The organism is Marinobacter salexigens (genome assembly GCF_018860765.1).
Classification (GTDB): Bacteria; Pseudomonadota; Gammaproteobacteria; order Pseudomonadales; family Oleiphilaceae; genus Marinobacter; species Marinobacter salexigens_A.
The window spans coordinates 358,938-375,395 of the sequence record NZ_JAHKPV010000019.1 but is presented as its reverse complement, the minus strand read 5'-3'; the positions used below and the strand labels follow the sequence as shown (position 1 = coordinate 375,395).

Annotated in this window: 14 protein-coding genes; 2 read left to right on the top strand and 12 right to left on the bottom strand. The window is 50.5% G+C overall.

Going from position 1 to position 16,458, the window contains the following annotated elements; genetic code table 11:
• Positions 1 to 14: 14 nt before the first annotated feature.
• From KO508_RS12290 to pilB, 12 genes are all read right to left on the bottom strand, one after another.
• On the bottom strand, positions 15 to 926 hold the full coding sequence (locus tag KO508_RS12290) for an acyltransferase (RefSeq protein WP_216008597.1): 912 nt from the start codon (positions 924 to 926) through the stop codon (positions 15 to 17).
• Between the two features lie 53 nt (positions 927 to 979).
• Entirely contained in the window at positions 980 to 1,897 is a 918-nt protein-coding gene (locus KO508_RS12285) for a glucosaminidase domain-containing protein (RefSeq protein WP_216008596.1), read from the bottom strand.
• A gap of 103 nt (positions 1,898 to 2,000) precedes the next feature.
• Complete coding sequence (locus KO508_RS12280; RefSeq protein WP_216008595.1) at positions 2,001 to 4,190, bottom strand: hypothetical protein; 2,190 nt, start codon at positions 4,188 to 4,190, stop codon at positions 2,001 to 2,003.
• 164 nt (positions 4,191 to 4,354) lie between these two features.
• A complete protein-coding gene (locus KO508_RS12275) occupies positions 4,355 to 4,915 on the bottom strand; it encodes a YfaZ family outer membrane protein (RefSeq protein ID WP_216008594.1) in 561 nt (186 codons plus the stop codon).
• A 170-nt stretch (positions 4,916 to 5,085) separates the two neighbouring features.
• A complete protein-coding gene (gene yacG, locus KO508_RS12270; protein WP_216008593.1) occupies positions 5,086 to 5,274 on the bottom strand; it encodes a DNA gyrase inhibitor YacG in 189 nt (62 codons plus the stop codon).
• Positions 5,271 to 7,571, bottom strand: coding sequence for a response regulator (locus KO508_RS12265; protein WP_252738084.1), 2,301 nt, complete (start codon positions 7,569 to 7,571; stop codon positions 5,271 to 5,273). Before KO508_RS12265 ends, yacG begins: the two co-directional genes overlap by 4 nt.
• Before the next feature lie 91 nt (positions 7,572 to 7,662).
• Positions 7,663 to 8,406, bottom strand: coding sequence for a tRNA (N6-threonylcarbamoyladenosine(37)-N6)-methyltransferase TrmO (tsaA, locus tag KO508_RS12260; RefSeq protein WP_216008591.1), 744 nt, complete (start codon positions 8,404 to 8,406; stop codon positions 7,663 to 7,665).
• Between the two features lie 5 nt (positions 8,407 to 8,411).
• Positions 8,412 to 9,404, bottom strand: a complete 993-nt coding sequence (locus KO508_RS12255; RefSeq protein WP_252738120.1) for a hypothetical protein — start codon at positions 9,402 to 9,404, stop codon at positions 8,412 to 8,414.
• A gap of 130 nt (positions 9,405 to 9,534) precedes the next feature.
• Positions 9,535 to 10,146, bottom strand: coding sequence for a dephospho-CoA kinase (gene coaE / locus KO508_RS12250; RefSeq protein WP_216008590.1), 612 nt, complete (start codon positions 10,144 to 10,146; stop codon positions 9,535 to 9,537).
• Complete coding sequence (locus KO508_RS12245; RefSeq protein ID WP_216008589.1) at positions 10,143 to 11,018, bottom strand: prepilin peptidase; 876 nt, start codon at positions 11,016 to 11,018, stop codon at positions 10,143 to 10,145. The genes coaE and KO508_RS12245 overlap by 4 nt, the downstream gene beginning before the upstream one ends.
• A 129-nt stretch (positions 11,019 to 11,147) precedes the next feature.
• Complete coding sequence (locus tag KO508_RS12240; RefSeq protein WP_216008588.1) at positions 11,148 to 12,368, bottom strand: type II secretion system F family protein; 1,221 nt, start codon at positions 12,366 to 12,368, stop codon at positions 11,148 to 11,150.
• A gap of 2 nt (positions 12,369 to 12,370) precedes the next feature.
• Complete coding sequence (gene pilB, locus KO508_RS12235; RefSeq protein WP_216008587.1) at positions 12,371 to 14,086, bottom strand: type IV-A pilus assembly ATPase PilB; 1,716 nt, start codon at positions 14,084 to 14,086, stop codon at positions 12,371 to 12,373.
• A gap of 397 nt (positions 14,087 to 14,483) precedes the next feature.
• Here pilB and KO508_RS12230 point away from each other — a divergent pair, with 397 nt between their 5' ends.
• Positions 14,484 to 14,936, top strand: a complete 453-nt coding sequence (locus KO508_RS12230; protein ID WP_436836620.1) for a pilin — start codon at positions 14,484 to 14,486, stop codon at positions 14,934 to 14,936.
• A 113-nt stretch (positions 14,937 to 15,049) separates the two neighbouring features.
• Positions 15,050 to 16,447: a sulfatase-like hydrolase/transferase gene (locus tag KO508_RS12225; protein WP_216008585.1), complete on the top strand. Its 1,398-nt coding sequence runs from the start codon at positions 15,050 to 15,052 to the stop codon at positions 16,445 to 16,447.
• The last annotated feature ends 11 nt before the right edge of the window (positions 16,448 to 16,458 follow it).

The window sequence follows — 16,458 nt, the reverse complement described above, 5'->3', positions numbered from 1 at the left end:
TTGTGGGCTTTGGGTTAAAGGTTTTGGGCGCTCTCGCTTTTCAGAGTTTCAATACGAGCGTCTTTTTCCGCCCAGAGTGCACTGACCCACCGCTGAAACTCCACCCGGGTTTCACGGTTGTTCTCGTAGTCCATTCCTAAAAACTGCGGCGGAATCTCTCGCACTTTAATATCGATCGTGATTTTTCGAATGCGCCCACTGAGATAATCCCAAATGCCGACAGGCTGTTCTGTGGGGTAAACGATGGTTACATCCAGCATGGTGTGCAACATCTCGCCCATGGTCCCCAATACAAAAGCTGTACCACCAGCGCGTGGCTTGAGCAGGTGTTTGTATGGAGAGTTTTGTCGCTGATGCTTGTCAGGTGTGAAGCGGGTGCCCTCCATAAAGTTGAAAATGGTCACTGGCGTATAACGAAACTTTTCGCATGCTGCCTCGGTTGCGGCTATATCTTTGCCTTTCAGCTCCGGCTTCCTAGCAATCTGTTCTTTGGTGTGACGATGCATAAACGGAAAATCCAGCGCCCACCAAGCTACCCCTAGCAGTGGTACCCAAATCAACTCCTTCTTTAGGAAGAACTTGAGCAGCGGAATCTTGCTGTTAAGAACATACTGTATGGCCGGTATGTCGGCCCAACTCTGGTGGTTGCAGGTCACAAAGTACCAATGCTCCTGACTGAGATGCTGCGTGCCTCTTACATCCCACTCAATCTTGTGTAGGAGATCCATCACCAGATTGTTGAACCCTATCCATAGGCGGGCGATGCGGTTCAATACGACGGTGCAGCCTTTGCGAATAGCTGTAACCGGGAACACCAGTTTCAGCAGTGCAAAAACCATCAGAAACGGAAAAAGTACGAGGGTACTCGATATTACAAGCAGAACCGCCAGAGTGCCTTTTAGCGGTGCAGGTAAAAAATAAAGCATTCGAAAACGTCTCTGTTATGTGTAAACAATAATGTTTAAAAGTGAGTTGGCTGTTAGCCCTCAGCAGAAGAACCACTAATCTGTCCGGGCAGCAAAATCTGCTCAGCGCTTGCCGATGCCAGACTCTTCAAATGCAAAGGGCTGCGATCACGTAGCATCTTTCGGAATTCGATATCGTAGAACTCAAGGTTGTTATAACGAATCATCGACCGGATTTCATCAACATATTCCTCTCCGCGTTCGGAATAGCTTACTAGCCCCCGAGCTAAAGCAAGCCCGGAGAGCGGGTCGCCTGCGTCTCTGTCATCAAGGCGAGTGTTTCGTAAACCCTGATAGCTCTCATGCCGGTTGAGATTCTGAATATAAGCTCGAACGGAGTGATATGGCGAAGGAAAGGCGGCTACTTCATGGCTGGCGCCCTCTACACGGTTTAGTGGAACTAAGCCGCAGCCTTTCGAGAAGCACCATTGGCCGAACAGATTATTACCGCGAAGGGCAAAGCGCGACGTGCCCCAGGCGGACTCATTGGCTGCCTGAGCCAAAATAAGTGAGGGCGGGATAACGTCCAGCCGTTTTCGCAGAAGATTGAACTGCTCTGGCGTGCCGGGTTCTTCGTCCACGCGCAAACGTTTGGCTTGAGCTGCAAGCCATATGTGCTCTTTTTTGGATAAAGTCTCTTTACGGGTGAGGCTATCAAGATAGTCCCGCTCAATCAGGATGCGGGAGTTGGCAAGCACAATGCGCGGATAAAGAAATGAGAAGAAGGCGACTTTCTTCTCGGTGGTATCCCGATAACTAGAGAAATCTGGCAAATCGGCTAGGGCCCAACCAGGCAAAGGCGGAAGCGAATCCAGAGCTGGCTCTGAGCCTGTGTTGTTTCCTAAAGAGTCCGACGGTGTGTGAAGGCCACCTGCGATGGCAAAAACTAATAACGGAATAACCAGCATCAACGCACGCGTTGCGGGGAACATAAAACCTCTCGTTACAACCTGTTTTTATAGTCGGAAAACTTATAAACACCGAGCACGATGTTATCGATTATAACAGGTTGTACGAATTAGGTTGCTCGAGGGTTCACGGCAGCTTGGTTGCCATAAGAAGGCCTCGCTGCTCTTCGCCGTTAACCGTGTTACGGAATAACAAGAAGAACTGGGTTTGGTCAGCCGTTACAAAACCGGTGAGCGAGAGATCTCCGGCAGTAAAGCTCACTTCGCCATCGCCTTTGTCGGTGTACTCCAAAGTTGTAGACAGTTGTCCGGAGGAGGGCGCCGCAACCGCCGCATTATCAACGGAATGAACAACGTTCAGCGTATTGCTGTTCAAGCTTGCAGTGCTACCGGAAAGATTCAGAGTGCCGTCGTTCAAGTGGATCAGTCTATTGAGGCCGTCTTCTATGCCCATAGCAAAACCTTGAACTCGGTAACGCCCAGATTGTGGTGCAGGCGCCGGGCGCCGTTCTGCCACGATGAGCAGACCATCACCAATGATGCCGCTAGACGACGCAGCATTGACAAGATTAAACGCCATCAGGGAACCATCCGGCACACTAGCGCCTACGCCCAGATCCGGCTGCCCGAATGCTCCAGCCGGGTTATTTACATCGAGATTCAGTCGCCCGATGTTTTTATCTCCCGTGCTCAGGCGTGCGGGGCGCGGCGTGATGATCCAATTATCTGAACGGCTGCCGGTACCACCCACCAGAACGGCTCCCGAGCTGTCTCGGTTTAGGGTGCTATAGGTTTGCGTTTGGGTGATGTCGCTGTGGTCCCCGTTTGCTCGCACCTGCCATAACCCATTTCCTGACTCAACTTGTAGCGGCGTTGTGGATTCTGAAAACCGAGTGGCAAAATAAACGAGGTTGTAATCGCGGCCGTTTAGAGTGTTCGCATCAAAGCCTTCTCGCCGTAATAGATTTAGCTGAAGCGCAGATACATACTGGGTTTCCAGCGTCTCTTTACGTGCAAGTTTGCCATTCTCCGATTCCAATTGAATGGCTTTGCCTGCGCTAAAATAGCCCGCTAGAGCTCGGTCTGGACCAATATTGTCGCCACCCGTTTCGCCAACGTAAGCGTCTAGAAAGTAAGGGTTGCGGGTCCAGCCTATAGTTCTCGAGCTGTTTCTTCCGGTAATGCTTTGATAAAGGGCGCGCACTGCCAGCAAGCGAGTATCTCTATCGAGTGTGGCGCCACCGGGGGAGGTCGAGTGGGTATTCAAAGCCCAGGTATCCGTGCCCCGAGTGAAAAACTCGTTGCCTTGCTTATGAATCAACGTTTTTCGGTCGTAGGGAATCTGCGAGGCCAGAGAAGTAACGTTGATATCGAAAACATCAAGGCTTGCCAAGGTTAGCCCTGGGTAGGTGTAGGCCGTTTCGGTACTGGGGCTGGTGGACTCCTCACGCCCCATGCGGATACCCCACTGGCCAGAGCCGGTTAAGCTACTTTCGAGAAACGTCTGGCCCAGCTCTATTCCCATAAAAACAGAGTTGTATTCCGCCGAGCTCGCAGAAATGCTGTCTGACGACTGGTTATCCAGCAACGGGTAATTTGCCGCTGAAACAACATAGCTGGCAAAGTCTGCCCGCTGGGCGAGTAGATCCAGTGCGCCTGCAATGCTAGCGCCGGTTGGGATATCAATCTCGAAATCGTGAACTTGATCAGCCAAAGCAGGCCAAACATATTTGTTGATGCACAGAGAGTCGCTGGTTTCATCTGCGCAATCCAGAATGCGCTGGAACTCGCTGGCGGAGTATTGCGGAAGTGTGTTGCGCACGAGATATTCGGAAAACGGGTTAACCTTGATATCGCGGTCAGCGTCAGCTGCTAACGCCCGTAAAACAGCATTGCCATATTGGGCCTCAATGACAACGTCTGGAGCTAGGGGTTGCCCGTTCTCAAAGGCGATCACGGTTACGCCGTTGCTATCTTCCCGAGTGGTGTATTCCGGTGCGCCAAGCACTTGCAGGTTCCTATTGGTTTGGTACACCCGAACCGTATCGGGTTTCACAATGCGAAGGTTGCGACGTGTTGGTTCACCATCTGGCGCAAGGCCACCGGGCAATTCCATGGTTACGCGAACCTCATTGGCTGCGAGTCCGCTGTTATCGCCAGAGTCTCCAGTACTACCGGGGGTAAAATCATTAGCAGGATTTTTTTCACCTGCAAACGAGTTGGGCTGCCCTTTTGCCCCGTCAATAGCGGAATCACCGCTGCACCCGGCTGTTAAGGTAAGTGCAGAGAAAAGAAGTAACCCCAGTGTCAGTCGCATATCAGGCTGCCCGTGCTAAAGCGGTATTGATGATAGAGAGTGTAGTGGTGATCTTGAAATTGCTGACAGCCAGTCTAACAGTGCAGGTTTTGGTAAAGCGTGAGTAAGGGCACGAAACAGGCGGCCAATGTTGGACGCCTGTTCTGTTTGAGGTGATAACTGGTTTAGAAGAAAATCTTCATGCCAGCCATAACACCTTCATCGAGGTTTACGTCAGGGTTGGATGGAAAGTCCAGCTCAGTATTCAGGTAACGGTAACCCGCAAACACCTCTGCATTACGAATAACCCGGTAACTGGCGCGCAGTTCAAGACTCGTCATATCGTCAGAGTCACCAAACGATAGAATGCTCGGCGCGTAATGCAGGCCGCCAGTGAATGACAGACCGGGCGCTTTAGGGATATTCACCGTTGCAAAGCCACCGAGCCCCACTGCGCCACCGTCGGCACGGTCCTGATCCCAAACAATGCCGCGCATGCCAATGCCAGCCGTTGTGGGTAAATTGCCCAAAGCCGTGCGACCTTGGGCATGAAAGTCGATATTACCAATGTGGCGACTGCCTTCATGATAGGTGTAGCCAGCACCCAGTTGAAGATCGCTATTGTTTCCGAAAAAATTAACCTGCCCCTTTACGGAGTCGTTGGTTAGGCTCAGGTCCAAATCGCTTGCAAGCACAGGGGCCGAAGCCAGAGAAAGAACCAATACGGAAACGCGGAATACGTTCATACTTTTACCTTATAAATTTACGGTGCGAGTAACAAGCCGGAATCTGCCGACATTAACGATAGATGTTACAGTCGGAATGGTAACGGGCTACCAGCTGCACCACAACTTACAAGCATGTAAGTCACGTTTTAAACTTAAGGTAAATTTAAGGCGATATCGGGTTAGAGGGTTTAATGGCGGGTTGTGTCGCCGCCTTGATCAAGGTCGTCTGGTGAAGCCGTTTCTGCAGGAACCCGATATTCCTCGTTGGCCCAGGCGCCAAAATCAATGAGCTTGCAGCGCTCCGAGCAAAATGGGCGCCAAGGGTTGGTGTCTTTCCATTCCACGGATTTCTTGCAGGTAGGGCAGTTTACGTTCATTTCGAAGCTCCACGGGCGTATTGGTCCAGCACTGCCCGCAACGTTTCAATGTTAACAGGCTTGGCAACAAAAGAGTCCATGCCTGCGCGGCGGCAGCGTTCTTCATCTTCTTCCATGGCGCTGGCTGTGAGCGCCACCACTGGCACTCTGGTGCGGTTGTGGGTTGCTTCCCAGGTGCGGAGACGCCGGGTCGCTTCAAAGCCATCAACTTTGGGCATTATGCAGTCCATAAAAACAAGGTCAAATGCATGCAGTTGCCACAGGCTGTTTGCCGCCTCACCGTCATTGGCTGTCATCACTTCGCAGCCAAGCTTCTCTAATAGCCTGCGGGTAAGGGTTCGGTTTACCGGGTTATCTTCTACCAGTAATACCTTCATGCGGCGCAACTCCAGCTTTGGGTGTTTGCCCGTTTCATGGCTGGCCTGAAGGGAAAACCGGGTACGGAAGCGTCGCTTACCCTTTGATAGATCTTCAAAAAGTTTATTGAGAATAGGCGTTAGGCAAGACTCCCGCAGAGACTTGCTGAGAAACGCATCTGCACCCGCCTGACGGAAGTGCTCGGCATCGCCGCGTTGGGGGTTTGAAGAGAGAATGAGGAGCCGTGTATCGGCCCACAGGGAATTGTCTCGAACCTGCTTGCAAAGCAAGTCGCTGTCCATATCCGGCAAAAAGCCGTCCAGAATAATGGCATCAAACGGCTCCTGATTATCGAACGCCAAGCGTAACGATGTAAGGGCTTCCCCAGCGGACTTTACAGCCTCTATGTGAACCTCGTGGCGCGACAGCATTTCCAGCGTAATTTTTCGGGACAGCTCGTAGGAATCCGCCACAAGAACACGCTTGCCTCGAATCATACGTGCATCCGGGCGCACCCTTGCTGTGCTCTCGGGCGCGGTGGGTAGTGTTAGTTCAACCCAAAACGTAGAGCCTTCACCGGGCCGGCTTTCCACATCTAAAGAACCCTGCATTAGAGTGACGAGTTGGCGGCAAATCGTTAGCCCAAGCCCGGCACCGGGAAGTTGGCGCTGAAATCTCTGGCCCAGTTGAACATAGGGCTCGTACACTAGCGGCAAATCTTCCGGGTTGATACCAATACCGGTATCTTCCACGGCCAAGCGCAGGCGAACCTTATCGTCGCGCCGCCCCAGCACCTCAATACTGATCAGAACATGCCCTGAATCTGTGAATTTAATTGCATTAGACACCAGATTTATGAGCACTTGCCGAATGCGTGCTGGATCCCCCCGCAAGGCCCAGGGCAACTCTTCCTCAATGCGCAACTCCAGTGCGAGTCCTTTTTCGCGGGCGCGCCCGCCAAGCATGTGCACCAAGTCGTTTAGAGTCTCCCGCAAGTCGAAAGGAATCTTCTCAAGCACCAGTTTTTGGGCTTCCATGCTGGATATGTCGAGAAGGTCATTAATAATGGCAGAGAGGCTTTCAGAGGCGTTGAGCAGCGTGTGTACGTAGTCTCGTTGTTCCTGATCCAGCGGTGTATCTGTAAGCAGGTTGGCGTAGCCGAGCACTGACTGCAAAGGCGTGCGCAACTCATGGCTCACATTGGCCAGAAATTGATTTTTCGCACGGTTGGCCTGAATAGCCTCATCTCGCTCACCTTGCGACTGCAGAGTGGCTTGCCGGAGTGAGCGGGTATCTTCAAGAATTTGCAGGCGCATTTTATTAAGCGCGTGCTCAAGCTCAGACAGCTCATCCGGGGTTCGGGGCGGCTTGCGCTTGAGTTGCAGTGGATCGACCAATGCGTCCAAATTAAGCTTGGCGGCGTAATCAGCCATCGATTCCAAGTGGCGGGAAAGCATAAGACGAACGATCACCACTAGCCCCAGAGTACCCAGCATCACCACGATTGACTGGAACAAAAGATTGATCAGCGCCCGATTGCGAAGGTCTGAATACACTTGTTCTACGGAAGAGGTAAGAGTTAGAGTGCCCACATCTTCCGGGCCTCGGAAGGTGGATCGGTTGAATATCAGCGGGAACGTTTGGGATATAACCCGGCCTTCCGGGTAGCTTCCGGTGGTGAACTGCTCACCGGTTGAGGTGACAACTCTGGCGTAATGAATGGCTTCTACCGCCCGCATGTCATCCAAGCTGTTAGCCACTTCGCTGAAGTTCATCAGCCAGATATTGTTGCTCATGGCGCCTGAAACTAGGCCTGCGGCGCGTTTTTGAGTCTCTTGAAGGTCCGATTTTCGGCGTTCGAACTCACCAATCATCTGCACGCCGGTGGCTACCAGCGAGATGATCAGGCTGAACAGTAATACGTATGCAAGCAGCCGCATTGCGAGCGGCCGAATACCCAAACGCGAGAAAAACCGGGTTGAAGGCAAGGCACAAATTCCCTGTGTCGACTGAAAAATCGTCAACGCGAGTTTAACAGACCGTCAGCACTTCGACACGCTTGTGTGAATCATCATTTACAAACCGAAACCTAACGTTCAAATCGTAAAGATGTGCGCCGTATATCCGTTCCTCGTCGCGGCCCCGCCGGAATGACGGGCGAGGGTCGTAGCTCACTACATCGGTAATCAACAACTTAAAATCGGGATAGTGCACCTGTGAAAGTTCTGCAAGCTGGGCGTCTGCCTCTGGCAGAAACACAACCTCCAGCCTTTCTGTGGGTGCAGATTCGGCCCAGCCAAGGCTTGCGTCAGGTATTGAGTCTGCAAACGGCAGGTAGGGTTTAATGTCGAGAATAGGCGTGCCATCAATCAGATCGTGGTCGCTGATCTGTAGGGCCAGTTTGCCATTTTTGCGCACAAGCCCTTCGTTGCGCACCACAGAAAGCCCCAAACTGTTCGGCCGAAAGGGGGACCGGCTGGCGAATACGCCCATTTTTTGATTACCTCCAAGGCGAGGAGGCCGAACCACCGGCCGCCACTCTGCCCGCACGGCTTCGTGAAACTGAAAGATTAACCAAAGGTGGCTAGCCGTCTCCAAGCCTCGAAAGGCATCTTCACGATCATAAGGCGGTTGGATTATAAGATCGGCTCTGGCATAACGGGTAAGCCCGGGCTGCCTTGGAACCCCGAACTTATCCTTAAAACAAGAGTGGGTGATGGCAATGGGATTCAAAGCCAAGGCTTCTGCTGCTGGGATGGCATGGTGTCGGGGCATGGGCGTTAAAAGTCTGGGTTAATGCTACCGGAAAAAAACATCTCGATACGAAAGAGTACCGAACCTTGGTCTTTAAAATTGCGTTCTCTGGGAAAGGTGAGCGCCGGAATCAGCTCAGCAAACAACCAGTCGCTGTGCAACCTGTAGCGCCAAGTGAGATCAGCAAAGGCCGAAGTGGTGCGCCAGCTCGGCTGGCTTTCACCAAGTACACCCACGCGGGGCGTGATTATCGAGCGGTTACTGAGCCGTTTGCGAACACTAAAAATTTGCGCTGCCTCAAACTTTCTTTTGCGATGAACCCATTCCAGTTCAGCGCTGGACCTGAAAAACCAATCATTGCCAACATTTCGGGCCGCACGGATCATAGAGCGGGCGCCCCAACCGTCTTGGTGATAATAGTAAAACCTCTGCTGGGCTCTAAGCCCCCAATCCTCATCCAGCTTCCAGCGCTTCTCTGCCGTTGCCCGCCAAAAAGCATCCGGCGGAAAACGTAAACGCGCACCCACATCATTAGATAGATTGATGGCATCGCCAATTTCCGAGATGTACCGCAAAGCGCCGGTGGTTTGAGTTTCTGAACGGTCTGGCTCCGTAAGCTGGCGGTCGCGTTGGCGCTCTTCCAGAGGAATTAGCTCGTCGCTTTCACTTTCAATAACCAAGCGTAACTTGCGTTTGGTTGTGGGTATATCCAGCCGGAACCGAACTTCCGGCTCGAATTGCGCCGGGTCGCCGTATTCGGATTCTGTAGCGAAGCCTACGCGCAAGTAACTGTCGTTGGTTGGCAATCTGTGGGCTTCGCCGGAAAGTGTCCTATCTGCCCACTGGCCAAGAGCCTGAACCTTTGGCCCTTGTATACGCTCTTGGCGCAAAATAAAGTTACTGAAATCCAGCCAATAAGAATCCTCAGGCTCAGCCCAATACTCGTCTGGATCAAACGTATAGAAAGACAGGGGTAGCTTTTCGGGCAACAAGGCGCTTGAAATAGAGCGCTCTTGCATCTCAAACACAGGCTCCGCGCCATAGCTTTTTGCACTGATTAAGAAGAGTAGGATGGTTATTGACCCAGCAAAAGTGAGGCCGATACCGTTCCTGATGCTGCTCTTCATACCACGCACGAAGTAATGCCGATCAGCCAAAGTCCACCATGAATGCTTCATGTAATGCACGAACCTCGGCTGCAACCTTGTTGGAAGGTTGGTTATTATTAATGACAACATCTGCACGGGCAAGCCGTTGCTCGCGGGGCATCTGAGCGGCAATAATGCGCTCCACCTGCTCCCGGGAGTTGGTATCGCGCCCCATAGTGCGCTGTATCTGCACCTCCACTGGCACGTCCACTACCAGCACCTGCTCCACCAGATTATGTTGGTCGGTTTCCAATAGCAGAGGCGATACCAGAAGAACATAAGGCAACTTATAGTCTTGCGGATGGAACTGGCGAATCAACTCCTCGCGGATAATCGGATGCAACAGACCTTCCAACCACACACGCTGCTCTGGCTGCTCAAACACGATTTGCCGCAGGTGGGCTCTATCCAAACTGCCCTTATCCGTAAGAATGCCTGCCCCGAAGTGCTCGGCAATGGCGGCCAGCGCCGGAGTGCCCGGTTCAACCACCTCGCGGGCCACATCGTCTGCATCTACCCAGTGCACTCCCAAACTGCCGAACTGCCGCGCAACCGTAGATTTTCCGGAACCAATGCCCCCTGTTAGGCCTATAACCACCGGTTGATCCGTCATGCGCCCAGCAGCCCGAACCAAAGTGCTTGGATTTCCGCGCCGAACCACAAACACAGCAATCCGGCCGCCGCCAAATAAGGCCCAAACGGAATTGGCACCTCGCGTCCGTGCTTCTTAAAGACCATTAAGCTAATACCCACCACTGCACCCACGAGTGATGACAGCAAAATAATCGCGGGCAGCAACTCCCAGCCCAGCCAGGCACCCAAAGCGGCAAGCAACTTGAAATCCCCATGCCCCATGCCCTCTTTACCGGTGGCAAGCTTAAATAGCCAGTAAACAGACCAGAGAGAAAGGTAACCAATCACCGCACCCCAAAAAGCGCTGGTGAACTCACCAAGAAAACCGAAATAACTCAAAACTAACCCGAGCCACATTAAGGGCAGGGTGATGCTGTCTGGCAGCAACTGAGTATCGAAATCAATCACCGTAAGCGCAACCAGCGCCCACACCAGTAGCAGCGCCCACAAAGCGGTTGCCGAAGGGCCGAGGATCACAATTGTCAACACCGAAAATAGCGCCGTAACTGCTTCTATGAGCGGGTAACGAATAGAAATGTGCGACTTACAACCGCTGCACTTACCACCAAGAAGCAGGTAGCTGACAACCGGAATGTTCTCCCAAGCGCGAATCTTATGTCCGCAAGAAGGGCAGGTAGAAGCAGGGCTGGAAAGCGTAACTCGCTCTTCCTGCTTGCGTTCACCCTCGGCGACCTCCAAAAAGGCCTCGCACTGGCAACGCCATTCTTGCTGCATCATCTTCGGCAGGCGAAGAATCACCACATTCAAAAAGCTACCGATGCACAGAGAAACGAAAGTAACAACAAAGTACAAAAGCCAAGGTGTCGAGAGAAGGATATCTAAGGTAGCCATTCAAAAGCTCAAGCGTTGTAGTTTTGACTCCCCTCTCCCCTTGCGGGAGAGGGGGTGGGGCGGTCCGACGTATCGGAGAGGGGTGTCTTTCAAACTCCCTCTCCCCCTGCGGGAGAGGGGACGGGGCTCTTACCCCACAACCGCACCCATCTGAAATATCGGCAGATACATAGCAACAATCAACCCACCCACAAGCACGCCCAACACGGCCATAATCATAGGCTCCATCAGCGCCGTCAGGTTGTCCACCATGTCATCAACCACGCCTTCATAGTGCACCGCTACTTTTTCGAGCATCTCGTCCAGATTACCGGACTCCTCACCAATAGCCGTTAACTGCACGGCCATCACGGGGAAAACATCCTGCTGGCGCATAGAAGCCTGTAGTTGGGTGCCACTGGAAACATCGTTCTTGATATGGTTAACAGCATCCCGGTAAACCGCATTGCCGGTCGCACCCGAGACGGAGTCCAGCGCGTCTACCAGTGGCACGCCCGCCGCAAAGGTCGTAGACAAAACCCTGCCAAATTTAGCGACGGCAGATTTGTCGAGAATTTCGCCAATAACCGGTAGCTTAAGAACGTATTTATCTACGATATCCGAAAACATCTGTGAGCGACGTTTGGCTTCTTTAAATAGAAAGATTGTACCCACAATGCTAATTAACACTACAAACCACCAAGACTGCATCCAATCTGAAAGTCGCACGACCATCTGGGTGAATACCGGTAGTTCTGCCCCAAAACCTTGAAATAGGCTTTCAAACTGGGGAACAACTTTAACCAATAGGATTGCGGTAACAATGATGGCCACGACAATAATTGCAATGGGGTAGGTCATCGCCTTTTTAACTTTTTTCTTCAGTAGTTCTGTTTTTTCGAGGTAAAGAGCAATTCGGTCCAACATCTGTTCCAAGGCGCCAGCCTTTTCACCAGAATCCACCAAGTTGCAGTAAAGGTTGTCAAAGTACTTCGGGTGCTTACGGAGCGACCCTGCAAAACTGGTACCGGAAGAAATGTCATTCCGGATTGACATAACAAGTTCCTGTAACCCTTTGTTCTCGAGGCCATCCGCAACTATGTCGAAGCTTTGGACCAGAGGCACGCCCGCTTTCATCATGGTCGCCAGTTGGCGGGTGAGCATGGCAATGTCGAAGGGGGTGATTTTCTTGCTACCCCCAAACAATGGTTTTGGTTTTTTCTTTACCTTGTCTGGAATGATGCCCTGCTTGCGTAGCTGGGCTTTTACCAGAGCCAAGCTGGAGCCAGCAATCTCGCCCTTAGCATTGTTGCCTTTTCGATCTTTACCTTCCCAAAGGTACGATTCCAGCTTCTGTGATTTCTCTGCCATGATTAATCCTTCGTCACGCGGTTGGCTTCCTCAAGGCTGGTTACGCCCTCAATCACTTTCAAAAGTGCTGACTGGCGCAAATTCCGGAAGCCCTCGGCCTCAGCCTGCTTTGCAATTTTAATGGAGCTGGCCTCTTCCATAATCATGTTAGCCAATTGCTCCGTAACTTTAACCACCTCGTAAATACCGACGCGGCCTTTATACCCACCATTGCATTTATCACAGCCCTTGGGGCGGTACAACGTGAACCCTGTATCAATTTGTTCCTGTGTGAAGCCTTCGGCCAAAAGGACGTCTTTGGGGACATCGCCCGGTTGCTTGCAGGCACTGCAAAGTCTTCGGCCCAGACGCTGAGCAATAATCAAGCTTACAGACGTTGCGATGTTGAAGGCCGGTACGCCCATATTCATCATTCGCGTGAGGGTTTCTGCTGCGCTATTAGTGTGCAGTGTGGACAGAACCAAGTGACCGGTTTGGGCTGCCTTGATCGCAATGTTCGCGGTTTCAAGGTCTCGAATCTCACCGACCATGATTACATCCGGGTCTTGTCGTAGAAATGCTCGCAAAGCTTCGGCAAAGCCTAAACCGACCCGGTTGTTTACGTTTACTTGGTTGATGCCTTCCAGATTGATTTCTGCGGGGTCCTCTGCAGTGGAAATATTAATATCCACCGTGTTGAGAATGTTCAAGCCAGTATACAAAGAAACGGTTTTGCCTGAGCCGGTTGGCCCGGTGACTAGAATCATGCCTTGGGGTTGAGATAGCGCGTCCATGTACAGTTGTTTCTGGTCATCTTCATAACCCAATGCATCAATACCAAGTTTGGCCTGACTGGGATCGAGAATTCGAAGCACTATTTTCTCACCCCACAGGGTTGGCAGGGTGTTGACGCGAAAGTCGATGGCCTTGGTTTTAGACAGCTTCATTTTGATACGGCCATCTTGGGGTACTCGGCGCTCGGATATGTCCATTTGCGACATAATCTTTACGCGAGCAGATATTTTGGGTGCCAGCTTAATAGAGGGGCGTGAAACCTCTTTGAGCATGCCATCTGTTCTATACCTTACCCGATAGACTTTTTCATACGGCTCAAAGTGGATGTCTGAAGCGCCAATGCGTATGGCGTCCAAAAGCATCTTGTTCACATACTTAACAATAGGGGCGTCATCAACATCGCTTTGCGCAGAGACGCCATCATCATCTTGATCGTCGCCTTCGGTTTCGACACCCTCCAAATCTGTATCGTCCAGATCACCCATGGTGGTGTCTTGAGACTCAAGATGTTTGTCTATCGCCTCTCGAAGTTTTGCGTCATCCACCAGAATCGCATCGGTGCTCAGCCCGGTATTGAACTTTATCTCGTCTAGAGCCTGAAGGTTGGTAGGGTCTGAGACGGCAATGAAAAGACGGTTGCCTCGCTTATAGAGAGGAAGCGCGTTGTGTTTGCGCACTAGCTTTTCGTCTACCACCCCCTCGGGCATCATTTCCGGGAGATAGGAGGAAAGATCCAGCACCGACACCCCGAATTCCATAGCTGCAGAAAAGGCAAGCTTGGCGCTATCAGCCAGTTGATTCTGGGTGAGGTAGGTGATTAAAGGAATACGATTTTGAGATGCTTGTAAAAAGGCATCCTTTGCGGTTGCTTCATCAAGCAGCCCGTCGTCTACAAAGCGCCGGGCTAAGCCGGTTAGCGTGATATTGCTTTTGTTGGTAGCCATAAACTGAGTAAAGAATGCTGCCTAAGTGGTTGAAAAGGGTATTTCGATAATTGCACAGAGTTTAGATGGCTGGCTTGGGTTTGGAAAGGCATCGGGTCAACTTATGGCTAAATCTAAGCAGGGTGGGCGTAGTTGGCTGCATTGCAAGTGGGTGACAAAAAATGTCACTGAGTGACAGTGCTGGGCGCGTATTGATTTTTTTCATATGTAGCATTCAACGCAAGTGCGCAGCTTACCGGTTGATTGGCATGGCTTTGTGTCTATCTTTTAAATCTTGGCATGGGAGGTGCTTTGGTAATCTCAGGCTCATCGAAACCGGTTACGGGGCAAAGCTCCACCGGCCCCGAGCCAAAATGAGTAACTAAACGACAAAGCTGAGGCCGAAATTATGAAAAAAATGCAAATCAACCATGCTCAAAAAGGTTTTACTCTGATTGAGTTGATGATCGTTGTTGCGATTATTGGTATCTTGGCAGCGGTAGCTATTCCGCAGTACCAGAACTACATCGCGAAATCTCAGGTTAGCCGCGTTATGGGCGAGACTGGTGCTATGCGAACTGCAATTGAGAGCTGCATGATGAACGGCATCGCCGAGGCTGATTGTGAACTGGGCTGGTCCAACAGCAACTTGCTTGGCTCCACTGTTTCTGATCCAGGTCAGAGTGGCCTTTCTGCTACATACGATTTGGCTGCCGGCACTTCTACGCTTGAAGCTACGTTCGGAGGCAATGCATCTTCGGCTATAAGTGGTAAAACCTTGACTTGGACGCGTACAGATACTGGAGCATGGTCTTGCGGCACTACTGTTGAGGATAAATACAAGCCAGCAGGTTGTGGGCTTGGAAGCTAAAACAGGTAGTTGATTTGGAAAAGGCGCCTAAGTTAAGGCGCCTTTTTTTATCGTTTCTCTCTATTGTTTTGTTTGATATGTAGCGCAAGTCTTTTGTGTGCTTAGTTTTTTTGATGGCAGAAAAACTTGATATTGCTTCGGGGTTGATTCAGGTGAAGAGATCTATATTTGTTTTTTTTGTTCTTTTTTTCTTGCCTAATATACTTTTCTTTGTGATCTCTAGCACCTTCGGAATTGGTCGTCCGTTAGTTAATTTTGACTACATTATTGTGTCTCTTTTTTTTATCTTTGGGTTGAATTGGTTGGGTGTTGCGTTTCTGGCGTTAGTCTATGTATTTGATGTTGTGTTTTTGGTTGGTCAATTGTTTCCGTTTTTGAGAGTTTCAGATTTATTGTATTTTGTTGGGTTGATAGGTTCTTCGCCTTCCTACTACAAGGTGATGTTTTTGGTTGTTTTAGTTCAGCTATTTGTTTTTTGTGCGTTTTTTTTGCGCTTAAAGAAAAGAGTCCCAGAGCTGGCTTTCATAAATTTAGCCTTGATTTTATACGTATTTAACTTTAGCTATTTTGATGATTCTGAAAGTAAGTACTATCGTTACAGTAGTGAAAGATTTTTTGATAGCGTACTAGTTTTTAGCTTTGATCACAGGCGGACTGGCTTCTTAGAGAGTTTTGATTTAGAGAGTAAGCCACTTGTAAAAGCGTCATATAAAGGTGCAACCTCTCCATGGTTTTCGAGCCCTATGGAGCTCAGCGATAAAACAATATTAATTGTGAGTGAGTCTTGGGGGGTGTCATCTGATGAAATTATGGATTCTGTATTATCACCGATCTATGAGTTAGGTGACCATATAGTTTCCATTGAAAGAGGAGAGTTGGGGTTTAGCGGTGCTACGGTCGACGGAGAACTCAGAGAGTTGTGCCAATTATCGTCTGCTAATTTTAATTTCAAGGATCTCGTAACGGGTTTCGAGGATTGCTTGCCTAATCGCTTGAGGGCTATGGGGTATGAAACTTACTCTTTACATGGAGCCGTCGGGTCTATGTATGATAGGGCGTACTGGTATCCGCGAGCCGGCTTTGATCATCGCACTTTTTATGAAACCAAGCAGTGGTCTGAGAAGTGCCACTCATTCCCCGGTGCTTGCGATCGAGAATTGATAAGTGAGTTGACCAAAGTATTTTCTGAGACTGAAAAAGCTTTTTTCTATTGGTTAACTTTGAACTCCCATTCTATTTATGATCGGAGGGATATTTATAAGGATGTGTTCGATTGTGAGAGCTTTCAGGTTAAAGAGGATGGTCAAGTTTGTCGAAATTTAAAGCTGCATGCTCAGTTCTTTTATTATTTGTCAACGATCTTGGATGATCCTGAGCTTGAGGGTGCAGAAGTGATTATAGTTGGTGATCATGTCCCTCCGATTTTTGATGTTAACGAAAAAGCGAAGTATTTTAAAAATGATTCTGTACCTTGGATAAGGTTTAAGGTTGCTAGTCCAGAAAAGGGCTAGGTTTGTCGTGC